Genomic DNA, 21072 nt, shown 5'->3' with positions numbered 1-21072 from the left:
GTGGTCGATCGCCGCCCCGCGTGGCCCGTCGCCCGTGCCGGCCGATGGACCGTGCTAGTCGATGGATGAGGCGCGCAGCGCGGCCAGCTCGTCGTCGTAGGCGCGCCCGATTCCGGTGAGGAAGTCCAGCGCCGCGCGCGCCTCGGCCTCGTCGATCAGGGAGAGGGCGAACCCGACGTGGATGAGGACCCAGTCCCCGGGGTGCGGCGGACGCTCGTCGAGCAGCCCGATGTTGATCGCCCGTCGCACCCCGCTGACGTCCACCGTCGCGATGTCCGGGCGGTCCGGTCGGATCTCCACGACCTCACCCGGAATGCCGAGACACACTCCGATCACATCCTGCTGAACTCGAGATACCGGCGGAGATCGGGGGCGATGACGGCGGCGGCGCCGGCTCCCAGCACGACCGCTGTGAACACCATCCAGTGCGACATGATCATTCCTCCCGTCGGGTTTCGATCCGCCCGACCGCGATCTCGGGCGGGCCGTCAGGTCCGGGCCGGTCGCCGGCGCCCGTCGGCGGGTGACCGGAGACGACCGACCGGACGAGGCGCGCCGCCGGCTCGACGGCCGCCGCCACCGGCGGCGAGAGCCCGACCCGGTGATCCACCGAGGCCGGCTCGCAACCGACCAGCAGCACTCGGTCGAGATGCCCGCCGAGCGTGCCGACCAGGTCGAGGACGGCGTCCGGGCGCATCCCGTGCGCGTCGACGTCGGACGGCGCCCGCACGTCGGTCAGGTCCACGAGGGACACCGTTCCCGGTTCGTACCCGCGCCCGAGCGTGTCGACGAGCACCACCGCCGAGTAACCGCCGGAGCACAGGTCGAAGGCGAGGTGCAGCCCGCTGGTCCCGTAGTCGGCGACGGTCACCCGCGGCGGTGGGCCGGTGCGCCGCAGATGACGGGCGACCTGCACGCCGAAGCCGTCGTCACCGAGCAGGATGTTGCCGACGCCGGCCACCAGCGTGCTCACCGGTCCACCATCCAGCTCATCGTCGCTCCAGCTCGTCGGGGGTGAAGTACAGGAACCGGCCGAACTCGCGGCGCAGGTCCGCGCCGGGGTCGTCGTCCAGGGTGACCGCCACGTGGGTCCGGCCGTCCACGTCATGCAGGACGGCGGCGACGGTGGCGGCGCGGCCGTCGACGAACATGTCCTGCGCGTCGCTGCCGCTCGCGGCGGTACCCGCGCTCGCCAGACCGGTCAGGGGGCCGGTAAGCATCCGTCCGGGCCGGGGCCGCAGCCACACCGCGCTGCCCACCTCCGGCGCCGTGCCCGCCGTCGTGTCGGCCGTGGCCGCCGGCGTGCCCGACGCCAACCACGGCGGCGGGCCTGGTGACCGTGCGCCGGGCGGCGGGGGGTCGGGCGGTGGGGCGACCCGGCCGCGGCCGTGCAGCTTCCCGGCCATCGCCGGGGCGAGCTCCGCGACCGACGCGAGCAGCTCGGCGGCCCGTGGGTCGCCCGCGCGCGCCGCCAGCTTCTCCGCGTCGGTGAGCGTGGACGTCCGCAGCGCGAGCATCTCGTCGATCTCGGTGGCGTCGCAGAACGTGGCCGGGCTCTCCGCCGCGATCTCGGGATGGTCGGGCAGGATGATCGGCGCGGCGAGCAGCATGTCCGGACGGCCCGAGCGGCCCGAGCCGTGCGGGTGGTCGAGGAGCGTGGGCCACAGCCGCTCGTTGACGCAGGCCCGCGCGGCGTCCGCCGCCCACTCCGGCGGGTCGGACAACGAGAGGAAGCACCCGCCGTACGCCCGGGCCACCACCTGGGCGGCGATGAACGCCCGGCCCAGCGCCGCGTCCCGGTCGGCCGCCGGGTCCGGCCGGAGCGGGCCGTCCCGCCCGTCCCGCCCGGGCTCGCTGCCGCGGTCGGCGGGTGGCTGGCAGGGCCAGGCGGAGACGTTGCGGATGGTGGCGCGGATCCGGAACCCGCCGTAGGGGCCGGGCAGCGCCCGCGCGCCGAGCAGCAGCTCGCCGCGTCCCGGTCCCGGCCCGCCGAGCACCAGACCCCGCCGGACGGGCGCGCCGGTCAGCTCGCCGACCCGCACGGACAGCGCGGCCGCCGCGTTGCCGCGGGCACCGCCGCCCTCCCACAGCCATCGGGCACCGATCCGAAGCGTCGTGCCCGGGCCGCCGTCCAGGAGGAACTCGGTGCGGGCGGTGGAGTGCTCGCCGGCGCCGGACGCGGCGAACGCCGGGGGCATCAGCACGCCGAACTGCCAGTGGTGCCGGTTCTTCAGCGCGTCGTCCCGGTAGGGGTAGAGGAGGTAACCCTCGTAGAGGACGGTGTCCGACACCGCGCGCGCCGCGTCGTCGAGGAAGCCGACTGGGTCGGCCTGACCGGGGCTGCCGGCCGTGCCGTGGGTGACGTCGGCGATGTGCGGGCTCATCGTGCCGCTCCGGACAGCGGGGCCGCCTGGGACAGCAGGGAGGTGATCGCGGCGTCCGCGGTCGGGATCGCGTGGTCGAGCCGGTACCGCGCGAGCGCGTCGACGGTGCGCCGGTCCAGTCGCAGCCAGGCCTCGCCGGGGAAGTACATGTCGATCAGCTCCCGCCAGGTCGCGACCGGCAGCCGGTAGCCGGCCTCCAGATGCCAGGGCACCGGCTCGACCCGCAGGCCGTTCGGGCCGATCCCGAACACCGTCCCGCTGAACATCAGCCGCAGCGGGATCACCCCGTCGCGCAGCGAGCCGAAGTAGCGGCCGGCGGCGACCTCGAGGTCGTAACCGCAGGGCACGGCGAGGTCGGTCTCGGTGGCGCCGGTGAAGCCGGGGACCACCGTGGAGACCGTGGCGAACTGGATCGGGTGCGGCGGCCCCGGGCCCGTCCCGAACAGGTGGGTGAGCGCGCGGGACTCGGCGGGGTCGTAACGCCGGGCTCCCGGCTCGATGCGGATCTGGCAGCGCAGCGCCAGCGCGTGCAGCCGTTCGCCGCCGTGTTCGCCGACACGGAGCCGGAACAGCAGCGTCGGGGCCGCCGCGTGGCGCTGCGGTGCGACGTCGAGGCAGTCGAAGCTCAGGTCAGCCATCGCGGGCCCCCGCACTGCCGCCGCGTGGACGCGCGGGTGACCCAGTGCCGTCGGGCGAACCGGCCCGGCGGCGGGCGTCGGCGAGGAAGTCGGCGAGGCGCTGCCGGGCCTGGGCGCCGCCGTCGAAGCCGTGCCAGTGCAGCCGCAGCTCGCCGACGAGCCGGTAGCAGGCGTCGATCGGCAGCAGGTAGCCGCTCTGGCCGTCCCGGGTCGTGTGCACGAGCAGGCCCTCGACCTCGGGGGTGAGCTGCCAGCCGACCGCGGCGGCCAGGTCGGCGCCGAAGCCGCCGGCCGTCGTGGTGGCGGGCAGCTCGCAGTGCGTCGCTCCGGCCGGGCTCGGGTAGAACGCGCCCACCGCCCCGTCGTGGATCACGAAGAAGGCCAGCCCGACGGGGATGCCCGCGGCCGCGAGCAGCTCGGCCCCGGCGGGGAACGTCGCGGCGAACAGGTATCTCGTCGGCACCGCCCGGTAACGGCCGCCGCCGGCGCCGGCGCGGGTGAACAGCAGCCGGCAGCCGGGACACGAGCAGAGGATGGACCGGCCGTCCAGGTCCGCGACGTGCCCGTGCCCCTCGGTGATCCGCTCGCCGCAGAGCTCGCAGCGCGCCGCGGCGGTGCCGGTGCCGGTGCCGGCGGTGGCGGGGCCGGGCGTGAGATAGCGGCGCAGTGTCGCGGTCACGACGCGCTCACCGCCACCACCGGGAGCAGGGCCCGCCCCGCGGCGAGGTCGCCGGGCGAGGTGGCCCCGGTCCCCTCGACCAGCACGGTCACCTCGGGGGCGGCCGCTTCGACGGCGTCCTCGACCGCGGCGACCAGCGCCGGGCCCGGCGGCCGGCCCGACGAGCGGACGGTGACGGTCTGCCCGCCCTCCGGTCCGCTGATCTCCAGGCGGAGGGCGTGGGCCCTCCCGCCGAGCCGCTCGACGGCCTCCTCGACCCGGCGCCGGGTGCTCACCGGGTGCAGGCCGTGCATCGCCAGCAGCGCCCCGAGATGGGGCTGCGCCGTGAAGTCCCGTACCTTCTCCGGACCCGCGATCGCCGTCAGCTGGGCCAGGCCCGCCCCGTAGAACTCCATCAGTGCCCGGACGATCTCTTCGGCGAGCACCCTGGTCCGGCTGTCGCCCAGCCGCTCCAGCCGGGTGAGCAGATCGTCCACCCGGGCCGCCGCCGCCCGCGGGTCGGTGCTCACGGCCTCCGTTCCCACCGTCATCGTGATCACCCGGCGGGGGTGAAGGCGTGCGGGGTGTGGACGACGTCCAACGTGCGCCCGGCGCCGGTGTGCATGTGCACCCCGCAGGGCAGGCACGGGTCGAAGCTGCGGACGGTGCGCATGATGTCGATCCCCTTGAACGACTCCGGCGGGTTCCGCTCGAAGATCGGGGTGTTCTGCACCGCGTCCTCGTACGGGCCGGGGGTGCCGTACACGTCGCGCACGCTGGCGTTCCACGGTGTCGGCGGGTACGGGTGGTAGTTCGCGATCCGGCCGTCCCGGATGACCATGTGGTGCGACAGGACCCCGCGTACGGCCTCGGTGAACCCGCAGCTCACGGCGTTGTCGGGGACGTCGAACGGCTCCCACGTCTTCGAGTGGCCGGCCCGGACCTCGGCCAGCGCCCGCTCGGCGAAGTACAGCGCGCAGGCCGCCGCGTACGCCTGGAAGTAGGTGCGGGCGCGGTTGCGCTCCAGGGTGTTGCTGAAGCGGGGGATCGTCCACTCGTAGGTCCGCTCGCCGACCGTCGCCGACCTCGGCAGCGTGATCCGCACGCTGTGCCCGGTCGCGCGGACGTGGCCGATGTCGACCAGCCCGGACAGCGCCGTGCTCCACAGCCGGGCGATCGGGCCGCCGCCGGTGTCGAGGGGCAGATGGTCGGTGCCGTCGAACCAGCGCGGCGACATCACCCACGAGTACCTGTCGTCGAAGTCCCGCCGGCCGGGGCGCGGGATCGTGGTCTGGTTCCACGGGTGCCGCCGGTCGACCAGGTTCCCCAGCGGGTCGCGGGTGACGAACATCGGCTGGTCGTCCCAGTCGTCGTAGTACGAACTGCCGAGCAGGACGCGGATGCCGAGGTTGATGTCGACGAGGCTGTTCGTGACCAGCTCACCGTCGACGACCACGCCCGGGGTGACGAACATGCTCCGGCCCCAGTCGGCCATGTTCCGGTAGGTGAAGTCGCAGCGTTCCGGCTCGTTGAACGCCCCCCAGCAGCCGAGCAGGATCCGCCGCCGGCCGACCTCCTCGTAGCCGGGCAGCGCCTTGTAGAAGAAGTCGAAGAGATCGTCGTGCATGGGGACGACGCGCTTGAGGAACTCGATGTAGCGCATCAGCCGGGTGAGGTAGTCGGTGAACAGCTGGACGGAGGCCACCGTGCCCACGCCGCCCGGGTAGAGCGTGGACGGATGGACGTGGCGCCCCTCCATCAGGCAGAACATCTCGCGGGTGAGCCGGCTCATCCCCAGCGCCTCGCGGTAGAACTCGCCCTCGATCGGGTTGAGGGCGTGCATGATGTCGCCGATGGTCCGGTAGCCGTGCTCGTCGGCGTGCGGCGACTCGGTGGCCCGGGCCAGCTCGAGCACCTCGGGATTGGTCTCGCCGACCATCCTCTCGCAGTAGTCGACTCCCACCAGGTTCTCCTGGTAGATGCAGTGGTCGAACATGTACTCGGCGGCCTCGCCCAGATTGATGATCCATTCGGCGAGCGGCGGCGGCCGCACGCCGTAGGCCATGTTCTGCGCGTACACGGAGCAGGTGGCGTGGTTGTCCCCGCAGATGCCGCAGATGCGGCTGGTGATGAAGTGGGCGTCGCGGGGGTCCTTGTCCTTCATGAAGATGCTGTAGCCGCGGAAGATGGACGACGTGCTGTGGCATTCGACCACCCGGCGGGCAGGCCAGTCGATCTTCGTGTAGATGCCGAGGCTCCCGACGATGCGGGTGATCGGATCCCAGGACATCTCGAGCAGGCGGGCGTCCCGGGCGTCGGTCGCCGTGTGCTCCGAGGCGGTCGTCATGCCAGCACCTTCTCCCGCTGATCCTCGGTCTGGCCGGGGTGACCGGCGTGGACGTCCCGGTGCCGCCAGCGCGGCTCGGTGTCGGCCTTGCGCATCGTGATGGCGCGCAGCCGGCGGATGACCGCGCCGTACAGGCCGCTCGCGGTGGTCGAGACGTGGGCGCCGGGTGGCTCGTCCATGAACGGCATGAACCGGTCGGGGAAGCCCGGCATGGTGCACGCGATGCAGATCCCGCCGACGTTCGGGCAGCCCCCCACCCCGTTGATCCAGCCACGCTTGGGGACGTTGCACTTCACCACCGGCCCCCAGCAGCCGATCTTCACCAGGCACTGCGGGGTGCCGTACTCCGTGGTGAACTGGCCTTCCTCGTAGTACCCGGCCCGGTCGCAGCCCTGGTGCACGGTGGCGCCGAACAGCCACCGGGGGCGGAGCTGCTCGTCGAGGGGGATCATCGGCGCCTGCCCGCTCGCCTGGTAGAGCAGGTAGGTGATCGTCTCCGAGAGGTTGTCCGGCTGGACGGGGCAGCCCGGCACGCACACGATCGGGATCCGCGCCTTCGACTTCCAGTCCCAGCCGAGATAGTCGGGGACCCCCATCGCCCCGGTCGGATTCCCGGCCATCGCGTGGATGCCGCCGTAGGTGGCGCACGTTCCCGCGGCGAGGACCGCCAGTGCCTTCGGCGCGAGGCGGTCGAGCCAGGTGCTCGTGGTCACCGGCTGGCGGGTCACCGGGTCGTTCCCGAAACCGCTCCAGTAGCCGTCGCCGGTGATCAGGTCCTCGTTCGGGATGGAGCCCTCGACGACCAGCACGAACGGGTCGAGCTCGCCGTGGTCGGCCTTACGGAACCATTCGATGAAGGTGTCGGCGCCCTGCTCCGGCCCGGACTCGAAGTCGATGAGCGGCCAGTGGACGCTGACCTTCGGCAGGCCCGGCAGGGTGCCCAGAACGATGTCCTCGATGCTGGGCTGGGTGGCGGCGGTGAGCGCCACCGAGTCTCCGTCGCAGCTGAGTCCGGCGTTGATCCAGAGAATGTGGATCGGATCCTCGACTGTGGACACGGTTCCCCCACCCCTTCCGGTCACTCGCCGGTCACTCACACGACGGCGATCGCCTCCCCGGCGTGCACCAGGACGGTGTCGCCGGCCCGCGCCTGCACAAGCGCGATGCTGATCTCCGTCACGCCCGCCGACGCCCGTGCCAGGGCCAGCCCGCCCTCCTCCAGGCGGACGACCTCCATCTCGATCACGTCGTCCGAACAGGTCACGCAGGAGCCGGTCGGCGCGGCGGACGGGTGGCCGGCGGTCAGATCGGTCAGCTCGCCGGCCGGGTGGCAAGGCGGGGCGCTCGGACCAGATACCTCAGCAGGGTCCTTGCAGCGCGTGTTCATAGCCTAACGGTACGTCTGTGATGTGAGCGGCACCACCGGGCGCCGCGGGGCTCCGCGCCGGCCTCCCGGCCACCCCGGAGAGGCGGCGCGCCATACCCTCGAGGCATGGTCTTCGCCCGGTTGCGTGATCTTGTCGCCGGCGGTGGCGTCGCGGTGCTCACCGGAGCGGGGCTGTCGACCGACTCGGGGATTCCCGACTACCGGGGGCCGAACGGCTCGCTGCGCCGGCACACGCCGATGACCTACCAGCAGTTCAACCGGGACGCCGCGGCCCGGCGCCGGTACTGGGCGCGCAGCCACCTCGGCTGGCGCCATGTCGCCGGGGCGCGCCCCAACGCCGGGCACCGCGCCCTGGCGGAGCTGGAGGCCGCCGGCCTGCTCGACGGCGTCATCACCCAGAACGTCGACGGGCTGCACCGGGCCGCCGGGTCGCGCCGGGTCATCGACCTGCACGGCGAGCTCGCCCGGGTCCGCTGCCGGTCCTGCGGGGCGCTGAGCGCGCGCGCCGAGCTGGATCGCCGCCTGCGCGCGGCGAACCCGGGCTTCGCCGCCGGGGTGGCCGCCGCGTCGCCGCTGGGCGCCGAGGTGAACCCGGACGGCGACGTCACCCTCCCGGACGAGGCGATCGACGGCTTCGTCGTGGTCGGGTGCACCGACTGCGGCGGCGACCTGGAACCGGACGTGGTCTTCTTCGGTGCCACGGTCCCGCCGGCGCGGCTGGCGACCGCGGTCGGGCTGGTCGAGAACTCCCGGGGGCTGCTCGTGCTCGGATCATCGTTGATGGTCATGTCGGGCTACCGGTTCGTGCTGCGGGCGGGCGAGCTCGGCCTCCCGGTCGGGATCGTGAACCAGGGCCCGACCCGTGGCGACGCGCGGGCGGAGTTCACCGTCGACGCCCCGCTCGGCGCCGTCCTGCCCCGCCTCGCCACCGAACTGCTCGGCGCGGCCGCCTGATGGCCACCAGCGCCGAGCACGCCCCCGAGCACGCGGCTGAGCACGCCGCCGTGCCGGCGGACGTCGGCCGCGCCCTGCGTGCCGCCGGGCCGGGCGACGTCGCCGCGCTCGTCGGGCTGATCGAGTCCGCCTACCGGGGCGAGCGCAGCCGCGCCGGCTGGACCACCGAGGCCGACCTGCTGGGCGGCCAGCGCACCGACCCGGAGATGCTCGCCGCCGCGCTCGCCCAGCCCGACATCCGGATGCTGCTCGCGCTCGACCCGACCGGGGAGCCGGTCGGCTGCTGCCAGCTCCAGCGGCGTCCCGACGGGGCCTACTTCGGCATGTTCGCCGTCCGGCCGGACCTCCAGGGCCGGGGGACCGGGGACCGGCTGCTCACCGCCGCGGAGGCGTTCGCCCGCGACGAGTGGGCGGCGGCCCGGATGGAGCTGTACGTCATCTCGCTGCGCGCCGAGCTGATCGCCTGGTACGAGCGGCGCGGCTACCGGCGCACGGACCGCCACGAGCCCTTCCCCTACGGGGACGCGCGGTTCGGTGTGCCGCTGCGCGACGACCTGGCCTTCGCCGTGCTGGAGAAGGACCTCGGCCACCGCGTCGACGTCGGCGGCCTCGCGCTGCACGTGGAGACCTGGACGGGTGAGGCGCCCACGGCCACCCCGCTGCTGCTCCTGCACGGCATCGGCGGGAGCACCCGGGACTGGGCCGGGGTGTCCCGCCAGCTCGCCGGCGTCGTGTCGAGCCGGGTCGTGGCCTACGACCACCGCGGCCACGGGACCAGCGGGCGTGCGGCCCGCTCGGAGTACACCTTCGACCACCTCGTGCGCGATCTGGAGACGGTCGTCGCGACGCTGGAACTGGCGCCGCTGCACCTGCTCGGGCATTCCATGGGCGGTGTGGTCGCGCTCCGGTACGCCCTGGCCCATCCCGAGGCCGTCCGGTCGCTGATCCTGATGGACACCGCGGCGGCGCCGGCGGGCGGTGACCACCTGCTGGCCCGGGTGGGCATGGGCGCGCTCATGGAGGGCATCGCCGCCGCGACCGCGCTGCTGGGGCACGGGGACCACGTCGACCCGGCCGCCCTCGCCGCCTTCGGCCACGAGCTCAACGGCTACCCCTCGATGATCGACCGGCTGGGTGAGATCCGCTGCCCCACGACGATCATCGTCGGCGAGCGGGACGTCCTGCTGCGCGGGGCCGCGCGGGATCTGGCCGGCGCGATCGACGGGTCCCGGCTCGCGGTGATCGCCGGCGCCGATCACAACCCGCAGGCCAGCCACCCGCAGGGCTGGCTCAGCGCGATGGAGCGTCACGCCGCCTTCTGAGAAGCGCGGCCATTCATTTTCCGGCCGGGTGGGAGTGTCCGCGGTCACGGGTTCTTCGTACGACAGAATTTAGGACGTACTGAGATTTCGAGGCGGGATGGTGGCCTGCTTGGCAGCCCGCCCTGGGTCAATGGACAATGGGTTCATGGCCGCTGGGGAAGATCCGCATCTGTCGTCGGTACGACCCGTCGAGCCCACCCCGCCGGACGGCTGCGGCGAGTGTCTGCGGGTCGGTTCGCAATGGGTGCACCTGAGGCTGTGTCTCACATGTGGCAATGTGGGGTGTTGCGACTCCTCTCCGTTGCGGCACGCCCGGGCCCACGCGCACACCCACGACCACCCCATCGTCCGCTCGTACGAACCGGGCGAGGACTGGCGCTGGTGCTATGTGGACGAGGCCTATGTCTAGGAAGTTCCGGGCCCGCCCCTCGCGGAGCGGGCCCGGCCCGCGGACAGCGGGTCACCGGCGCTCGCCCGCCGGTGTCCGGACCACCGACCCGCGGAGGGGCTACCGGCCGACCGGGTGATGCTGGTGGCGGCTCGCCCACAGCGGTGCGACGAGCGCGACCAGGGCGACGGCGACACCGACCTGAAGAACGTGTCGAATCCAGTCGATGCCCGATGTGTTACGAACACCGATGGCGCTGGCGATCACATTTCCAATCAGGGCGCCGACTATACCGAGGACTACGGTGAGCCAGATCGGGATATCCTGCCGCCCGCGCAGGATGAGCCGGGCGAGAAGACCGATGACTAGACCTGCCAGCACTATCCAAATAATTTGAAACACGACGGACTGCCCCCTGGGTCGGGTGATGACTACCCCTCGGGTGTCCCCTCCTCGCAGGCATCGCAAACTGTGTCGTCGACCAGACAGGAATCATGCGGATGACGTTGATGGCGGAACGCAGTGAGAACGGTGCGCCGTTCGACACGGGTGTTCGGCTGCTTGCGCCGGACGGCACTCTCGTCGACGACCCGCGTTTCACTCTGCGTGCTGATTCCCGGCAGACGGAGTCGTTCTACCGGGAGATGGTGCGGGCGCGCCGCCTCGACGAGGAGGCCACGGCGCTGCAGCGCCAGGGCGAGCTGGTCCTGTGGATTCCGCTGCGGGGCCAGGAGGCCGCGCAGGTGGGCTCGGCGGCCGCCGCCGGCCGGGCCGACTTCCTCTTCCCCAGCTACCGCGAGCACGCCGTGGTGTGGCACCGCGGCGTCCCCCCGGTCGAGGCGCTGCGCCTGCTGCGGGGCGTCACGCACGGTGGCTGGGATCCCGAGGCGTACAACGTGGCCAACTACGTGCTGGTGCTGGCGTCGCAGACCCTGCACGCGGTGGGCTACGCCCTGGGGGTCCGCCTCGACGGGGCGGCCGACCAGGCGGTGATGGTCTACCTCGGCGACGGCGCGATGAGCCAGGGGGACGCGAACGAGGCGTTCGTCTGGGCGGCGAGCTTCGGCGCGCCGGTGGTGTTCTTCTGCCAGAACAACCAGTGGGCGATCTCCACGCCCAGCGCGCGCCAGTCGCCCGTCCCGCTGGCCCACCGCGCGGCGGGCTTCGGCTTCCCCGGCGTGCGGGTGGACGGCAACGACGTGCTCGCGGTGCACGCGGTGACCAGCTGGGCCCTGGAGCACGCCCGCTCCGGGCGCGGGCCCGTCCTGATCGAGGCGAACACCTACCGGATGGCGCCGCACACCACGTCCGACGACGCCAGCAGGTACCAGGAGGCCGCCGAGGTCGCGGCGTGGCGGGAGCGCGACCCGATCGACCGGGTCGCGCTGCTGCTCGGCCGCACGCACGACGCGGCCTGGTTCGACGGGGTGCGGGCGGAGGCGGAGGAGGCCGCGGCCACCCTGCGCCGGGAGTGCCTGGCCCTGCCCGACCCGGCCCCGCGCACCCTGTTGGATCACGTGCTCGTGGGTGGCTCCCCGCTACTTCGGGAGCAGCGGGGTGAGATCTGGGAGGGTTGACGCCGTGATAGACGTTGAACTCCGCGGCGTGTCCGACTCCCAGCCCGGGGCTGACGAGCGCCCCGCCGACCCCCAGATCGCCGTGGTGCGGATCGACCGGCCCGAGCGCCGCAACGCGCTGGACACCGAGCACTGCCTCGGCCTGCGCGCCGGCATCGGCCGGGCGTTGGACGCCGGTGCCCGGGCCGTGGTCCTCACCGGCTCCGGGACGAGCTTCTGCGCCGGAGCGGATCTCGACCAGGTCTACGGCGAGGCCTTCACCGACGCGCTCTACGGGGCGCTGCACGCCCTCACCGGCGCGCCCGTCCCGGTGATCGCCGCCATCAACGGCCCGGCGATCGGCGCCGGACTGCAGCTCGCGCTCGCCGCCGACCTGCGGGTCGCCGTCGAGGAGGCCTCGTTCGCGGTGCCGACGGCGCGCCTGGGCCTGTCGGTGGACCCGTGGACGCTGCGCCGGCTGGCCGAGCTGGCCGGCGGCGGCCCGGCCCGCGCGATCGTGCTCGGCTGCGAGAGCGTCCCGGCCCGCCGGGCCTTCGATCTGGGCCTGGTCCAGCGGGTCGGCGGGCTGGACACCGCCCTCGCCTGGGCCCGGGAGATCGCCGGCCTCGCACCGCTGACCCTCGCCTACTCCAAGCGCGCGTTCAACGCGGCCGCCGACCCCGAGGCGGTGCGGCCCGGTGAGGTGATGGCCGCCTACCAGGCATGCTGGACCAGCGAGGACGCCCAGGAGGGCCGCCGCGCCCGGAGCGAGAAGCGCGCGCCGGTCTTCCAGGGCAAGTAGCCGGACGCCGGCCGGCGCCAGACGGGGTCGTTCCGGTGCCAGGCGGGTGAGAAGGCGGGACGGGACGGTGGTTGGGATGACGAAGTTCGAGACACGCAATCCGGCGACGGACGAGGTCATCGGGACCTACCTGGCCATGTCCGCCGACGACGTCGCGGTGAGCGTGCGGGCGGCCCGGGCCGCCGCCGGGGCGTGGCGGGCCGCGGGCTTCGCGGGCCGCCGCGCCGCCCTGCTGCGCTGGAACGCCCACCTCGCCGCCCATGACCGCGACCTGATCGAACTCATGCGCCTGGAGAACGGGAAACCGGAGGCCGACTGCCGGCTCGAGCTCCTGCTGACCTGCGAACACCTGCGCTGGGCGGCGCGCAACGCACACCGCGTCCTGCGCACCCGGCGGGTCCGCACCGGGCTCGTGCTGGCCAACCACCACGCCCGTGTCGACCACCTGCCCTACGGCGTGGTCGGCGTGATCGGGCCGTGGAACTACCCGATCCTGACCCCGATGGGGTCCATCGCCTACGCGCTGGCCGCGGGCAACACCGTCGTGTTCAAACCCAGCGAGCTCACGCCCGCCCTCGGTGTGCGCCTGGCCGAGACGTTCGCCGCCGCGAACCCGGACCTGCCCCCCGGTGTTTTCACCACGGTGACCGGGCTCGCCGAGACCGGAGCGGCGCTGTGCGCGGCCGGTGTCGACAAGATCGCCTTCACCGGTTCGGCGGCGACGGCACGGCGGGTCATGGCCACCTGCGCCGAGACCCTGACCCCCGTCGTCGTCGAGTGCGGCGGCAAGGACGCGGCGATCGTCGCGCCGGACGCCGACCTGGCCGCCGCGGCGCGCGCGGTGGCCTGGGGGGCCACGGCGAACGCCGGCCAGACCTGCGCCGGGGTGGAGCGGGTCTACGTCGTCGCCGGCGTCCGGGACGCCTTCCTCACCCAGCTGCGCCGGGTCCTCGCCGACGTCCGGCCCGGGTCGGACGCCGGCGCCGCCTACGGCCCGATGACGCTGTCCCGGCAGAGCGAGGTGGTCCGCCGCCACGTCGACGACGCGCTCGCCCGCGGCGGGTCGGCGCTGCTCGGCGGCCCGGAGTCGGTGCGCCCGCGGTACATCGACCCGATCGTGCTCGTGGACGTCCCCGAGGACAGCGCGGCCGTGCGCGAGGAGACCTTCGGGCCGACGATGACCGTGCGCACCGTCGCCGACGTCGACGAGGCCGTCGCCCTGGCGAACGGCACCGCCTACGGCCTGGGCGCGGCTGTGTTCTCCCGGGCCCACGGCGAACGGATCGCCGCGCGCCTGGACGCCGGGATGGTCTCGGTCAACGCGGTGCTGTCGTTCGCCGCGATCCCGGCGCTGCCGTTCGGCGGGAGCGGCGACAGCGGGTTCGGCCGGGTCCATGGTGCCGCCGGCCTGCGCGAGTTCGCCCGGCCGCGCTCGGTGGCCATCCGGCGGGTGGGCCTGCCCTGGGTCAACGCGGCCCGGTACCGGCCCGCCCCGGGGACGTCCACGGTGCTGCGGTGCCTCATCCGGCTCCGGCACGCCGCGGGGGGTCACGGGGCGGGGGAGAGCTAGCCCGGGGCTGGGGCCCAGCCCCGGGGCTCGGCCCAGCCCCGGGGCTCGGACGAGGGCCGGGGGCCGGGACTGGGGCTGGGCTGGCGACTGGCGCGAGCAGCCAGGTGAGCAGCCGGCGGGTGAGGTCGGGGCCGGCCGGCAGCCCCAGCTTCGCCCGCAGGCCCGCCAGCGCGGCGGCCTCGACCGGCTGCCCGCGCAGCGCCAGCACCAGCGCCGCGCGTTCCCGCTCGTCCAGCCGGAGCAGGTCCGGCGCGCGCTCGGGCCGGGTCGCCAGCCGGCGGGCGACGTCACCGTCGACGACGATCTCGCCCCGCACCAGCCGGCTCAGCGTCGAGCGCAGGACGTCGCGCCGGGTGATGTTGGACTTGAGCGCGTAGCCGGTTCCCGGCAACGCCGCACCGAGCAGTTCGGCGGCATAGGGGGCCTCGTCGTCGGCGGAGAACACCAGCACCGCCGTGTCCGGGCGGAACGCCTTGATCCGCCGCGCGGTGCGCAGCCCCTCGTCGGTGCCGGTGGGCGGCATCCGCATGTCCACCAGGGCGACGTCCACCGGGGCGGTGGCGGGTGCGGCCAGCACCACCGAGACCAGGTCGGCGCCGCGCTCCACCACGGCGACGACGTCCACGTCGAGGCTGGTCAGCAGCGCCCGCAGGCCCGTGCGGAAGTGCGGGCTGTCGTCGGCGACCGCTACCCGCACGGGACCGTCACCCGGGTCGTCGTGGTGCCGCCGGCGACACCGTGGACGGCGACCGAACCGCCCAGCGCCCGGGCGTGGTCGGCGGCGGCCCGCACCCCGCCGGCCACCGGCACCGCCGAGGTGATCTCGCCGACGAGCATCGCGCCCTCGGCACGCACCTCGACCCGGGCGGCCCCGGCCCCGGTCGCGGCCCCGGTCGCGGTCGCGGCGGCGATGGTGCGCAACGCCGCGGCGAGCGCCGCGTACATCGCCCGCTCGGCCGTCACGTCGAAGCGGCCGGCGGGCACCCACAGCAGGTTCTGCCCGCACAGCCCCAGCGCCGCGGCGAGACTCTCCAGCGCCGGGAGCAGGCCGTCCCGCTCCAGGACGGCGGGATGCCCCGGCCGGACGATGTCCGCGAGCTCGCCGTGCGCCGCGCGCAACCCTGCGCCGATCTCCGCCAGGGCCCGCGCGGTGGCCGGCTCGGACACCGTCCGGGCGACGTCCCCCGCCGCCGCGGCGAGCTCGGCCAGGCGCCGGCGGACGCCGTCGTCCAGCTCCCGCCCGACGAGCGCCCACTCGCGGGCCTGGACGCGCGCGGCCCGCCGGCGCGTCTCGCCCAGGCGGACGAGCTGCGCGCGCAGGCGGCTCTGCGCCCGCGCCTGCTCCAGCACCGTGGCCGCCGCCACCACCGCCGCCGCCACCTGCGGCCGGTGGCGGCGCAGGACGGGATCGACGCTCAGGACCGCGACCGGGCCCGGGACGCTCCCCGGGGCGCCGGCCACCGGCCGCACCGGGACGTACCAGCGCCGCCCCGGGCCCGACCGGTCCTCCCGCCTCCCCCGGTCCTCCCGTTCCCCCCGGTGGTCCTCCGGGGGGAGCTCCACCACCCGGCCGTGCAGATCCACGAACACCTCCGTGTCCGGCTGTCGGTAGTAGACCTCGAGGGTCGGGTCGCGCAGCACGGTCCGCAGCGCCGCCCGCACCGAGGCCGGCGTCGGTGACCCGATCTCCCGCCCGAGCCGGTCGGCGGTCGTCGCCAGCAGCAGCCGGCGGTGGGCGCCGACGGCGAGCAGCACGACGGGGGCGACGATCGAGGCGGCCCCCTGCAGCGCGACCGCGTCCTCGATGCGGCCCAGCTCCGGCTCGGCCATCAGGCCCGGGTAGGTCACCGCGGCGACCAGCGCCACGAAGCCCGCCGAGAGCAGCACCGGGCCGGCGACCATCCGCTCCAGGCCGCGCGCCGCCCGGATCCGGACGACCGCCAGCAGCACGAACGCGGCCGGGACCAGCACGTAGAGCACCAGCAGGACGTCCAGCACCGCCTCGAAACGGCCCCGGCCGACCAGCAGCGGCGCGGGCCACAGCACGCCGTCGGTGAACCCGTTCCAGGACGGCCGGGAGATGACGACCGTCAGCGCCTGCCCGCCCAGCAGGATCACCGCCGTGGCCGTGACCCACCACCGGTCGGCCCGGCCGCGCAGGGTGTTCCCCGGGTAGAGCAGCAGCCCCCAGGCGTAGACCATCCAGTAGGCGGACTGACCGAGGACGGCGATCAGCGGCAGCGGCCCGGTGTCCCAGCTCATCAGCCAGGTGAGCGGACAGCACAGGCCGCCGAGGGCCAGCAGCGCCCCGCACCGCCACGACGCCGGGTCACCGCACAGCAGCAGGCCGGCCACGACCAGTGCCACCGCCACGCCGACGTTCGGGACGGCGGCGAGGGGGTGGTCCGCCCAGTACGGCCAGCCGGCGGCAACGGCCGCCGCGGCCACGAGCAGCGTCGTGGCCGTCGTCGAGGCGGCGAGCCGCGCCGTCGCGGAACGCCCGGAGCCGACCGGCATCCGTCAGGTCTACCCGAGTGATCGCGCGGTTCCTACCGGATGTCCCCCGGAACTGGCGCGGGTTATCCCGGTGTGTGACAGGGCCGTCCGGGGAGCGTGAGAAGATCCGGTGTGCGTGTTGCGATCGCCGAGGACAGTGGGCTCATCCGGGAGGCGCTCAGCGTCCTGCTGGCGACGATCGGGGTGGAGGTCACCGCCTCCGTGCCGACCGGGACGGAACTGCTCGCCGTCGTGCGGGACGCCCCGCCCGACGTCGCGATCGTCGACATGCGGATGCCCCCCACCAGGACGAACGAGGGGCTGCTGACCGCCCGTGCGCTGCGGCGGGCGCATCCGTCGATGGGCGTGCTGGTGGTCACCGCGCACGACGACGACCCGTTCGCCGCCGACCTGTTCGCCGGCGGCGCCGCCGGTATCGGCTACATGCGCAAGGACAACATCACCAACCGGCAGGCCCTGAAGGACACCCTCGAGCGGCTCTGCGAGGGGCAGCCGGTCATCGACTCGCACATCGCCGCGCGGCTGCTCGCCGGCTACCCGCAGTCGCAGCGCCTGAGCGGGCTGTCGGAGCGTGAGCGTCGCATCCTCGAACTGATGGCCCAGGGCCTGTCGAACAGTGGGATCGCCCAGCGGGTGCACCTGAGCCCGAAGACGGTCGAATCCCACATCGCGAGCATCTTCGCCAAGCTGGAGCTGCGCCCGGAGCCCACCGAGAACCGCCGGGTGCTCGCCGTGCTGGCCTGGGCGGACGCCGCGCGCCACGGCTGAGCCGGCCCCGGCCGGGCGACGTGGCGGCTCCGCCGCGCCGCCCGGCCGGCGGCGTGATGGTGGGCGGATTCGGTCGGCTCGGCGGGCTCGACCGCTTACACTCAGATGATCTTACCGTCGTCGTGCGAGGTGCCATGAGCGGGTCGGACGCCCTGAATCGCGTCATCACGTTCTGCGGGAAGTGCAGCTGCGGCTGCCCGGAGCTCTACATCGACCATGACGCCGCGGCCGACCGCCGGGTCGTCCTCACCGACGACTTCGGCCAGCGGATCCAGATGAGCATCGAACAGCTGGAAGTCATCGTCGACGAGGCCCGGGCGGGCCGCATCAGCTCCCTGGTGGCCGCCGAGCTCGCCGCTGGGGGGTGACCCACCGCCACCCGGTGGCCGCGGGCCTGGTTCCGCTGGCCGGTCCGCTGGCCCTCGCCGCCGGCGTGGCCTCCATCCTCGTCGCGGTGATCCACCTGTGGCGGATGCGGGCCCTGTTCCGTCGCCCGGTGGCGGCGGGCGGGCCGCATACGCACGCGTCCGCAGTGGACGGCTGGATCGAGGGCGGGCACGTGCTGGTCGCGGCGGGGATGGCGGTCATGTTCACCGGCCCCGGCCGGCTCGTCGGCTCCTGGCCGTTCCTCGCCCTGTACCTGGCGCTGACGGTGGCCCTGCTGGTCGGGCTCGTCGCCCACCCCCGGTGCAGCGCGCCGGGCATGTGGTCCTGCTGTGCGCTTCTCGTCGTCGAGGCGGCCGCGATGGCGTGCATGTCCGGGGCGGCCAGTGTCGCCGGGTGGCCGCTGCGCACCGACGGGGCGATCGGCGTCTGGTGCGTCGTCGTCTTCGGCGGGGCGGCCCTGGTGGCGCTGGCCGGCCTGCCGGCGCGCCGGTTCGCCGCGCCGCCGGCCCGCCCGCCCGTGCGTGAGCTGGCGGCCCGACTGATCGGGATCTTCCCGGAGCCGGTCGTCCCGCGTGGCTCCCGACTCGTCATGTCGGGGGGAATGATCCTGATGCTCCTCGCCCGTACCTGATCTCCCGCTCCCGTACCCCCCGGGGTGACCTGCTCCGAAACCGCGCATTCCGCTCACGGAGCAGGCGGCGGGCCCGAAGTGCGCCTACGGTCGGCCGGTCGGCAGATATCCGGCCGGCAGACACGAGGCCCAAAGAGGGGGCGGTCGCCATGCGTCGAGTCGTGTTCATCTCCGTGCTTGCCGCCGCGGTCATGTTGGGCGGGGTGGCGTCGTCGCTGTCCGCGTCCGCCGCGCCGACCACGGTGCCATCGTCCCCACCCGCCACATCGGGGGCCGCGGTGAGCTCGGCCGGTTCGGGGGGCTCGGCCGGTTCGGGGGGCTCGGCCGGCGCGGCCGGTTCGCTGAGCCTGGCGGAGGCCGCGAGCCTGGTCCGCGGCCGTGGCTACATACCGATCACCACCGACGGTTACGAGCCCACCCACAATCTCAGCGTGATCGTCGGCCGGCTCGCCACCTCGGTGGACGGCCATCCGCAGCAGGCGTTCCTCTTCCACCGCGGCCGGTTCGTCGGGACGGACGCCGTCGCCGGCGCGGGCGTGCGGTGGGTGTGGTCGACCAGCGAGGTGGTGGCGCTGCAGTACGACCTGTACCGTCCGGCGGACCCGATGTGCTGCCCGAGCGCGGGCGCGGCGACCGTACGGTTCCGGTGGAACGGCTCGGCGGTCGTGCCGCTCGACCCGATCCCGACCAGCCAGTGGTCCGCCGCCGAGAGCCGCCGCTGACCACCGACGCCGGGTCCCGGGGCTGAACCCGGGACCCGGCCGCGGTGGTCACACCGCCGATCCGGCGGGTTCACACGCCCGCCGGATCGGCGCACCCGCCGATCCGGCGGAGCCACCGATCCGCGGATCAGTGGCCCTCGGCCGCCTCGACCAGCTCGGTGAGCACCCCGCCGAGGCCCTTCGGGTGCATGAACGCGATCCGGCTGCCGGACGTCCCGTGCACCGGGGTCTTGTTGACCAGGTCGAACCCGGTGACGGTGAGCGCCGCCAGCGCCGCGTCGATGTCCGCCACCCCGTAGGCGATGTGGTGGATGCCGGGGCCCTTCTTCGTCAGGAACTTGCCGACCGGGCTGTCCGGGCGCACCGGTTCCAGTAGCTGGACGTAGGAACCGCCCGTGTCGCCGTCGTGCACCAGCAGCATCGCCTCGCGCACGCCCTGCGCCTCGTTCGTCTCCTGATGCGCGACCTTCAGGCCGAACGCCGCCTCATACCGGGGGATGGCCTCCTCCAGCGAGGCGACGGCGATTCCGACATGGTCGATCCTGGTCAGCACAAAAATCGCTCCTGCGTCGTGGACGGTCGGCCCTGGTCGCGTCCTGCCTGGTGGGCCAACCTCCGAGCCTGCCCGGAACCGGCCCGGCGGTCCACCGAAGCGCCGGGCCGGTCCGGTCGGGCGTGTCGGCCACGCCCGGCGCGGATCAGCCGAACAGCTTGTCGTGGGTCAGCGGGCCCACGACGCCGTCCGGGACGAGACCGTTCTTCTTCTGGAAGTCGACGACCATGTGGTTGGTCTGCGGACCGAACCGGCCGTCGATGGTGATCGGGTAGCCGATGTCGGCGAGCCGCTTCTGCACCAGCGCCACGTCCCAGCGGACGCCGGCGACCCCGAGCCGCATGTAGCCCGAGCTGGCGGTCGCCGGTGCCGGCGCGCTCGCCGCGGCCGGCGCGACGGTCGAGATCGTCCGGGCGGCGCCGCCGCTCACCGCGGCGGCCGCCGCGGCGCCACGGGACAGGTACTTCACGTGCATGCCGTTCTTGTAGGCGCTCCAGGCGCCGATGCCCTGGCTGGCGCACACCTGCCGCGCGGCCCAGGCGTTCACGTTCGGGTCGTAGAGGTCGCGGCTGCCGACCCAGCTCGCGTGCGCGCGCATGTTGATCTGCCAGAGGCCGCGGGAGTCCTCACCCACCGTCGCGTGGGCCGTCGTGTTGCCGCCCGACTCGGCCAGCGCGACCGCGACCCAGGTGCTCAGCGGAATCCCGCGGCAGGAGGGCAGGCCCGCGTTCTGCGCCGCCTGCGCGATGGTGACGTCGGAGACGGTGGCCGCGCTCGCCGGTCCCGCGGTGAACATCAGGCCCGCTGACGCGCCGATGACGCTCGCCGCGGTGACCACGGCGGCGCGCCCACGCCCGCGCCGCCGTGCGGAGGTGTTCGGACGGCTGGACAGGCGGTGCTTTCCATGCGACATCTAAGAATCTCGTTTCTGCTTTGAAGAACAGAGCTTCTGAATGTCCGGATGGGGAATTGATCCGTATACGGATCAAAAAGTTACGGCAACGATTCGCCCGGCGAGGGAAGCATGGTTCAGTGCGCCGGCGTTCTGTCGGCGTAAAAGTATTCCGGACCTGGGTGGGTCTAGATTTCCTGCGTCAACCCCGGGATGCGGGCACTGTGCGGCCACGGCGGCTGCCCGAGGGACGGGTGAAAGGCCCGCCTGGATGATCCAGACATGCGTGCGTACACGACGGTGATCCTTCCCGTACGCCTGCGAGGTTAGCTGTCGGGTTCGGGCCGGGAAGCCCGGTCGGGCGCGCCAGCGTGTTCACGGCGCGTTCGACTTCACCCCGAGGACGGCCGCCGGTGCGTGGGTGGCCGTCCGGAGGAACGTGGTTCCCCCGCTTCTGCCCTGTTGATCGCTAGGAGGGGACGACGGGCCTAGGGCAGAACTCGGCGTACGGCCCGTCGCTTGCTGCGAGCCAGGACACCGTAACGAACTACTAAGGGTAGTCGCAAGTACTAATTTTCCTGTTCTGACGGCGCACC

Annotated in this window: 24 protein-coding genes, 1 pseudogene and 1 riboswitch; of the genes and pseudogenes, 11 read left to right on the top strand and 14 right to left on the bottom strand. The window is 73.8% G+C overall.

What is annotated here, in order from left to right:
* Positions 1-54: 54 nt before the first annotated feature.
* The 9 genes from B056_RS0116100 to B056_RS0116055 all read right to left on the bottom strand — a co-directional run bounded on the left by B056_RS0116100 (position 55) and on the right by B056_RS0116055 (position 7414).
* The gene (locus tag B056_RS0116100; RefSeq protein WP_026239770.1) at positions 55-327 is read right to left on the bottom strand and encodes a HypC/HybG/HupF family hydrogenase formation chaperone; all 273 of its coding nucleotides are present in this window, start codon (positions 325-327) and stop codon (positions 55-57) included.
* Positions 328-436: 109 nt separating this feature from the next.
* Positions 437-973: a hydrogenase maturation protease gene (locus B056_RS36740; protein WP_018502891.1), complete on the bottom strand. Its 537-nt coding sequence runs from the start codon at positions 971-973 to the stop codon at positions 437-439.
* A 16-nt stretch (positions 974-989) separates the two neighbouring features.
* On the bottom strand, positions 990-2384 hold the full coding sequence (locus B056_RS0116085; RefSeq protein ID WP_018502890.1) for a hypothetical protein: 1395 nt from the start codon (positions 2382-2384) through the stop codon (positions 990-992).
* Entirely contained in the window at positions 2381-3022 is a 642-nt protein-coding gene (locus B056_RS0116080) for a DUF6084 family protein (RefSeq protein WP_026239769.1), read from the bottom strand. Before B056_RS0116080 ends, B056_RS0116085 begins: the two co-directional genes overlap by 4 nt.
* Complete coding sequence (locus tag B056_RS0116075) at positions 3015-3701, bottom strand: DUF5947 family protein (protein WP_018502888.1); 687 nt, start codon at positions 3699-3701, stop codon at positions 3015-3017. The genes B056_RS0116080 and B056_RS0116075 overlap by 8 nt, the downstream gene beginning before the upstream one ends.
* Positions 3698-4231, bottom strand: a complete 534-nt coding sequence (locus B056_RS0116070; RefSeq protein ID WP_154677061.1) for a hypothetical protein — start codon at positions 4229-4231, stop codon at positions 3698-3700. The genes B056_RS0116075 and B056_RS0116070 overlap by 4 nt, the downstream gene beginning before the upstream one ends.
* Positions 4232-4236: 5 nt before the next feature.
* The gene (locus B056_RS0116065; protein ID WP_018502886.1) at positions 4237-6027 is read right to left on the bottom strand and encodes a nickel-dependent hydrogenase large subunit; all 1791 of its coding nucleotides are present in this window, start codon (positions 6025-6027) and stop codon (positions 4237-4239) included.
* On the bottom strand, positions 6024-7085 hold the full coding sequence (locus B056_RS0116060; RefSeq protein ID WP_018502885.1) for an NADH-quinone oxidoreductase subunit B family protein: 1062 nt from the start codon (positions 7083-7085) through the stop codon (positions 6024-6026). Before B056_RS0116060 ends, B056_RS0116065 begins: the two co-directional genes overlap by 4 nt.
* Positions 7086-7120: 35 nt before the next feature.
* Positions 7121-7414 (bottom strand): HypC/HybG/HupF family hydrogenase formation chaperone, encoded by a 294-nt coding sequence (locus B056_RS0116055; protein WP_020572527.1) that lies wholly within the window; start codon positions 7412-7414, stop codon positions 7121-7123.
* A 105-nt stretch (positions 7415-7519) separates the two neighbouring features.
* Between B056_RS0116055 and B056_RS0116050 the strand changes: the two genes are divergently transcribed.
* The 4 genes and pseudogenes from B056_RS0116050 to B056_RS40705 all read left to right on the top strand — a co-directional run bounded on the left by B056_RS0116050 (position 7520) and on the right by B056_RS40705 (position 10099).
* Positions 7520-8368, top strand: coding sequence for an NAD-dependent protein deacetylase (locus B056_RS0116050; RefSeq protein WP_018502883.1), 849 nt, complete (start codon positions 7520-7522; stop codon positions 8366-8368).
* Positions 8368-8952: pseudogene (locus tag B056_RS46065) on the top strand (GNAT family N-acetyltransferase); the annotation flags it as partial. The gene B056_RS0116050 and the pseudogene B056_RS46065, both read left to right, overlap by 1 nt.
* Entirely contained in the window at positions 8935-9690 is a 756-nt protein-coding gene (locus B056_RS46060; RefSeq protein WP_407672381.1) for an alpha/beta fold hydrolase, read from the top strand. The pseudogene B056_RS46065 and the gene B056_RS46060, both read left to right, overlap by 18 nt.
* A 145-nt stretch (positions 9691-9835) precedes the next feature.
* Entirely contained in the window at positions 9836-10099 is a 264-nt protein-coding gene (locus B056_RS40705; RefSeq protein WP_076784706.1) for a UBP-type zinc finger domain-containing protein, read from the top strand.
* A gap of 99 nt (positions 10100-10198) precedes the next feature.
* On the opposite strand, the gene B056_RS40700 is transcribed toward B056_RS40705, so the two are convergent.
* On the bottom strand, positions 10199-10480 hold the full coding sequence (locus B056_RS40700) for a GlsB/YeaQ/YmgE family stress response membrane protein (protein WP_026239768.1): 282 nt from the start codon (positions 10478-10480) through the stop codon (positions 10199-10201).
* 98 nt (positions 10481-10578) lie between these two features.
* Between B056_RS40700 and B056_RS0116035 the strand changes: the two genes are divergently transcribed.
* From B056_RS0116035 to B056_RS0116025, 3 genes are all read left to right on the top strand, one after another.
* A complete protein-coding gene (locus B056_RS0116035; protein WP_026239767.1) occupies positions 10579-11655 on the top strand; it encodes a thiamine pyrophosphate-dependent enzyme in 1077 nt (358 codons plus the stop codon).
* 28 nt (positions 11656-11683) lie between these two features.
* Entirely contained in the window at positions 11684-12436 is a 753-nt protein-coding gene (locus B056_RS0116030; protein WP_018502879.1) for an enoyl-CoA hydratase, read from the top strand.
* 76 nt (positions 12437-12512) lie between these two features.
* Positions 12513-14006, top strand: coding sequence for an aldehyde dehydrogenase family protein (locus tag B056_RS0116025; RefSeq protein ID WP_018502878.1), 1494 nt, complete (start codon positions 12513-12515; stop codon positions 14004-14006).
* Here the strand turns inward: B056_RS0116025 and B056_RS0116020 are convergent.
* Entirely contained in the window at positions 13957-14703 is a 747-nt protein-coding gene (locus B056_RS0116020; RefSeq protein ID WP_018502877.1) for a response regulator, read from the bottom strand. The two genes, B056_RS0116025 and B056_RS0116020, sit on opposite strands and share 50 nt — an antisense overlap.
* Entirely contained in the window at positions 14694-16523 is a 1830-nt protein-coding gene (locus tag B056_RS0116015) for a hypothetical protein (RefSeq protein WP_018502876.1), read from the bottom strand. Before B056_RS0116015 ends, B056_RS0116020 begins: the two co-directional genes overlap by 10 nt.
* A gap of 111 nt (positions 16524-16634) precedes the next feature.
* On the opposite strand from B056_RS0116015, the gene B056_RS0116010 reads away from it, so the two are divergent.
* From B056_RS0116010 to B056_RS0115995, 4 genes are all read left to right on the top strand, one after another.
* The gene (locus tag B056_RS0116010; RefSeq protein WP_018502875.1) at positions 16635-17291 is read left to right on the top strand and encodes a response regulator transcription factor; all 657 of its coding nucleotides are present in this window, start codon (positions 16635-16637) and stop codon (positions 17289-17291) included.
* A 134-nt stretch (positions 17292-17425) separates the two neighbouring features.
* Positions 17426-17659: a hypothetical protein gene (locus B056_RS0116005; RefSeq protein ID WP_018502874.1), complete on the top strand. Its 234-nt coding sequence runs from the start codon at positions 17426-17428 to the stop codon at positions 17657-17659.
* A gap of 14 nt (positions 17660-17673) precedes the next feature.
* Positions 17674-18309, top strand: a complete 636-nt coding sequence (locus tag B056_RS0116000; protein WP_230203026.1) for a DUF5134 domain-containing protein — start codon at positions 17674-17676, stop codon at positions 18307-18309.
* Positions 18310-18458: 149 nt separating this feature from the next.
* On the top strand, positions 18459-19031 hold the full coding sequence (locus tag B056_RS0115995) for an LppP/LprE family lipoprotein (protein ID WP_026239765.1): 573 nt from the start codon (positions 18459-18461) through the stop codon (positions 19029-19031).
* Between the two features lie 127 nt (positions 19032-19158).
* On the opposite strand, the gene mce is transcribed toward B056_RS0115995, so the two are convergent.
* Complete coding sequence (gene mce, locus B056_RS0115990) at positions 19159-19584, bottom strand: methylmalonyl-CoA epimerase (protein ID WP_018502871.1); 426 nt, start codon at positions 19582-19584, stop codon at positions 19159-19161.
* A gap of 145 nt (positions 19585-19729) precedes the next feature.
* Positions 19730-20497, bottom strand: a complete 768-nt coding sequence (locus tag B056_RS0115985; protein WP_018502870.1) for a peptidoglycan-binding protein — start codon at positions 20495-20497, stop codon at positions 19730-19732.
* A gap of 280 nt (positions 20498-20777) precedes the next feature.
* Positions 20778-20945, bottom strand: a riboswitch (cyclic di-AMP (ydaO/yuaA leader).
* Between the last annotated feature and the right edge of the window lie 127 nt (positions 20946-21072).

The organism is Parafrankia discariae, assembly GCF_000373365.1.
Taxonomy (GTDB): domain Bacteria; phylum Actinomycetota; class Actinomycetes; order Frankiales; family Frankiaceae; genus Parafrankia; species Parafrankia discariae.
Note: the sequence above shows the minus strand (reverse complement) of the source record. Positions and strands in the feature narration are given on the sequence as shown.

Bases quoted from the DNA above. Each gene is read 5' to 3' on its own strand.
- B056_RS0116085 (WP_018502890.1), bottom strand. From the start codon at position 2,384: ATGAGCCCGCACATCGCCGACGTCACCCACGGCACGGCCGGCAGCCCC.
- B056_RS0116080 (WP_026239769.1), bottom strand. From the start codon at position 3,022: ATGGCTGACCTGAGCTTCGACTGCCTCGACGTCGCACCGCAGCGCCAC.
- B056_RS0116070 (WP_154677061.1), bottom strand. From the start codon at position 4,231: ATGACGGTGGGAACGGAGGCCGTGAGCACCGACCCGCGGGCGGCGGCG.
- B056_RS0116065 (WP_018502886.1), bottom strand. From the start codon at position 6,027: ATGACGACCGCCTCGGAGCACACGGCGACCGACGCCCGGGACGCCCGC.
- B056_RS0116055 (WP_020572527.1), bottom strand. From the start codon at position 7,414: ATGAACACGCGCTGCAAGGACCCTGCTGAGGTATCTGGTCCGAGCGCC.
- B056_RS0116050 (WP_018502883.1), top strand. From the start codon at position 7,520: ATGGTCTTCGCCCGGTTGCGTGATCTTGTCGCCGGCGGTGGCGTCGCG.
- B056_RS40705 (WP_076784706.1), top strand. From the start codon at position 9,836: ATGGCCGCTGGGGAAGATCCGCATCTGTCGTCGGTACGACCCGTCGAG.
- B056_RS0116035 (WP_026239767.1), top strand. From the start codon at position 10,579: ATGACGTTGATGGCGGAACGCAGTGAGAACGGTGCGCCGTTCGACACG.
- B056_RS0116025 (WP_018502878.1), top strand. From the start codon at position 12,513: ATGACGAAGTTCGAGACACGCAATCCGGCGACGGACGAGGTCATCGGG.
- B056_RS0116015 (WP_018502876.1), bottom strand. From the start codon at position 16,523: ATGCCGGTCGGCTCCGGGCGTTCCGCGACGGCGCGGCTCGCCGCCTCG.
- B056_RS0116005 (WP_018502874.1), top strand. From the start codon at position 17,426: ATGAGCGGGTCGGACGCCCTGAATCGCGTCATCACGTTCTGCGGGAAG.
- B056_RS0115995 (WP_026239765.1), top strand. From the start codon at position 18,459: ATGCGTCGAGTCGTGTTCATCTCCGTGCTTGCCGCCGCGGTCATGTTG.
- B056_RS0115985 (WP_018502870.1), bottom strand. From the start codon at position 20,497: ATGTCGCATGGAAAGCACCGCCTGTCCAGCCGTCCGAACACCTCCGCA.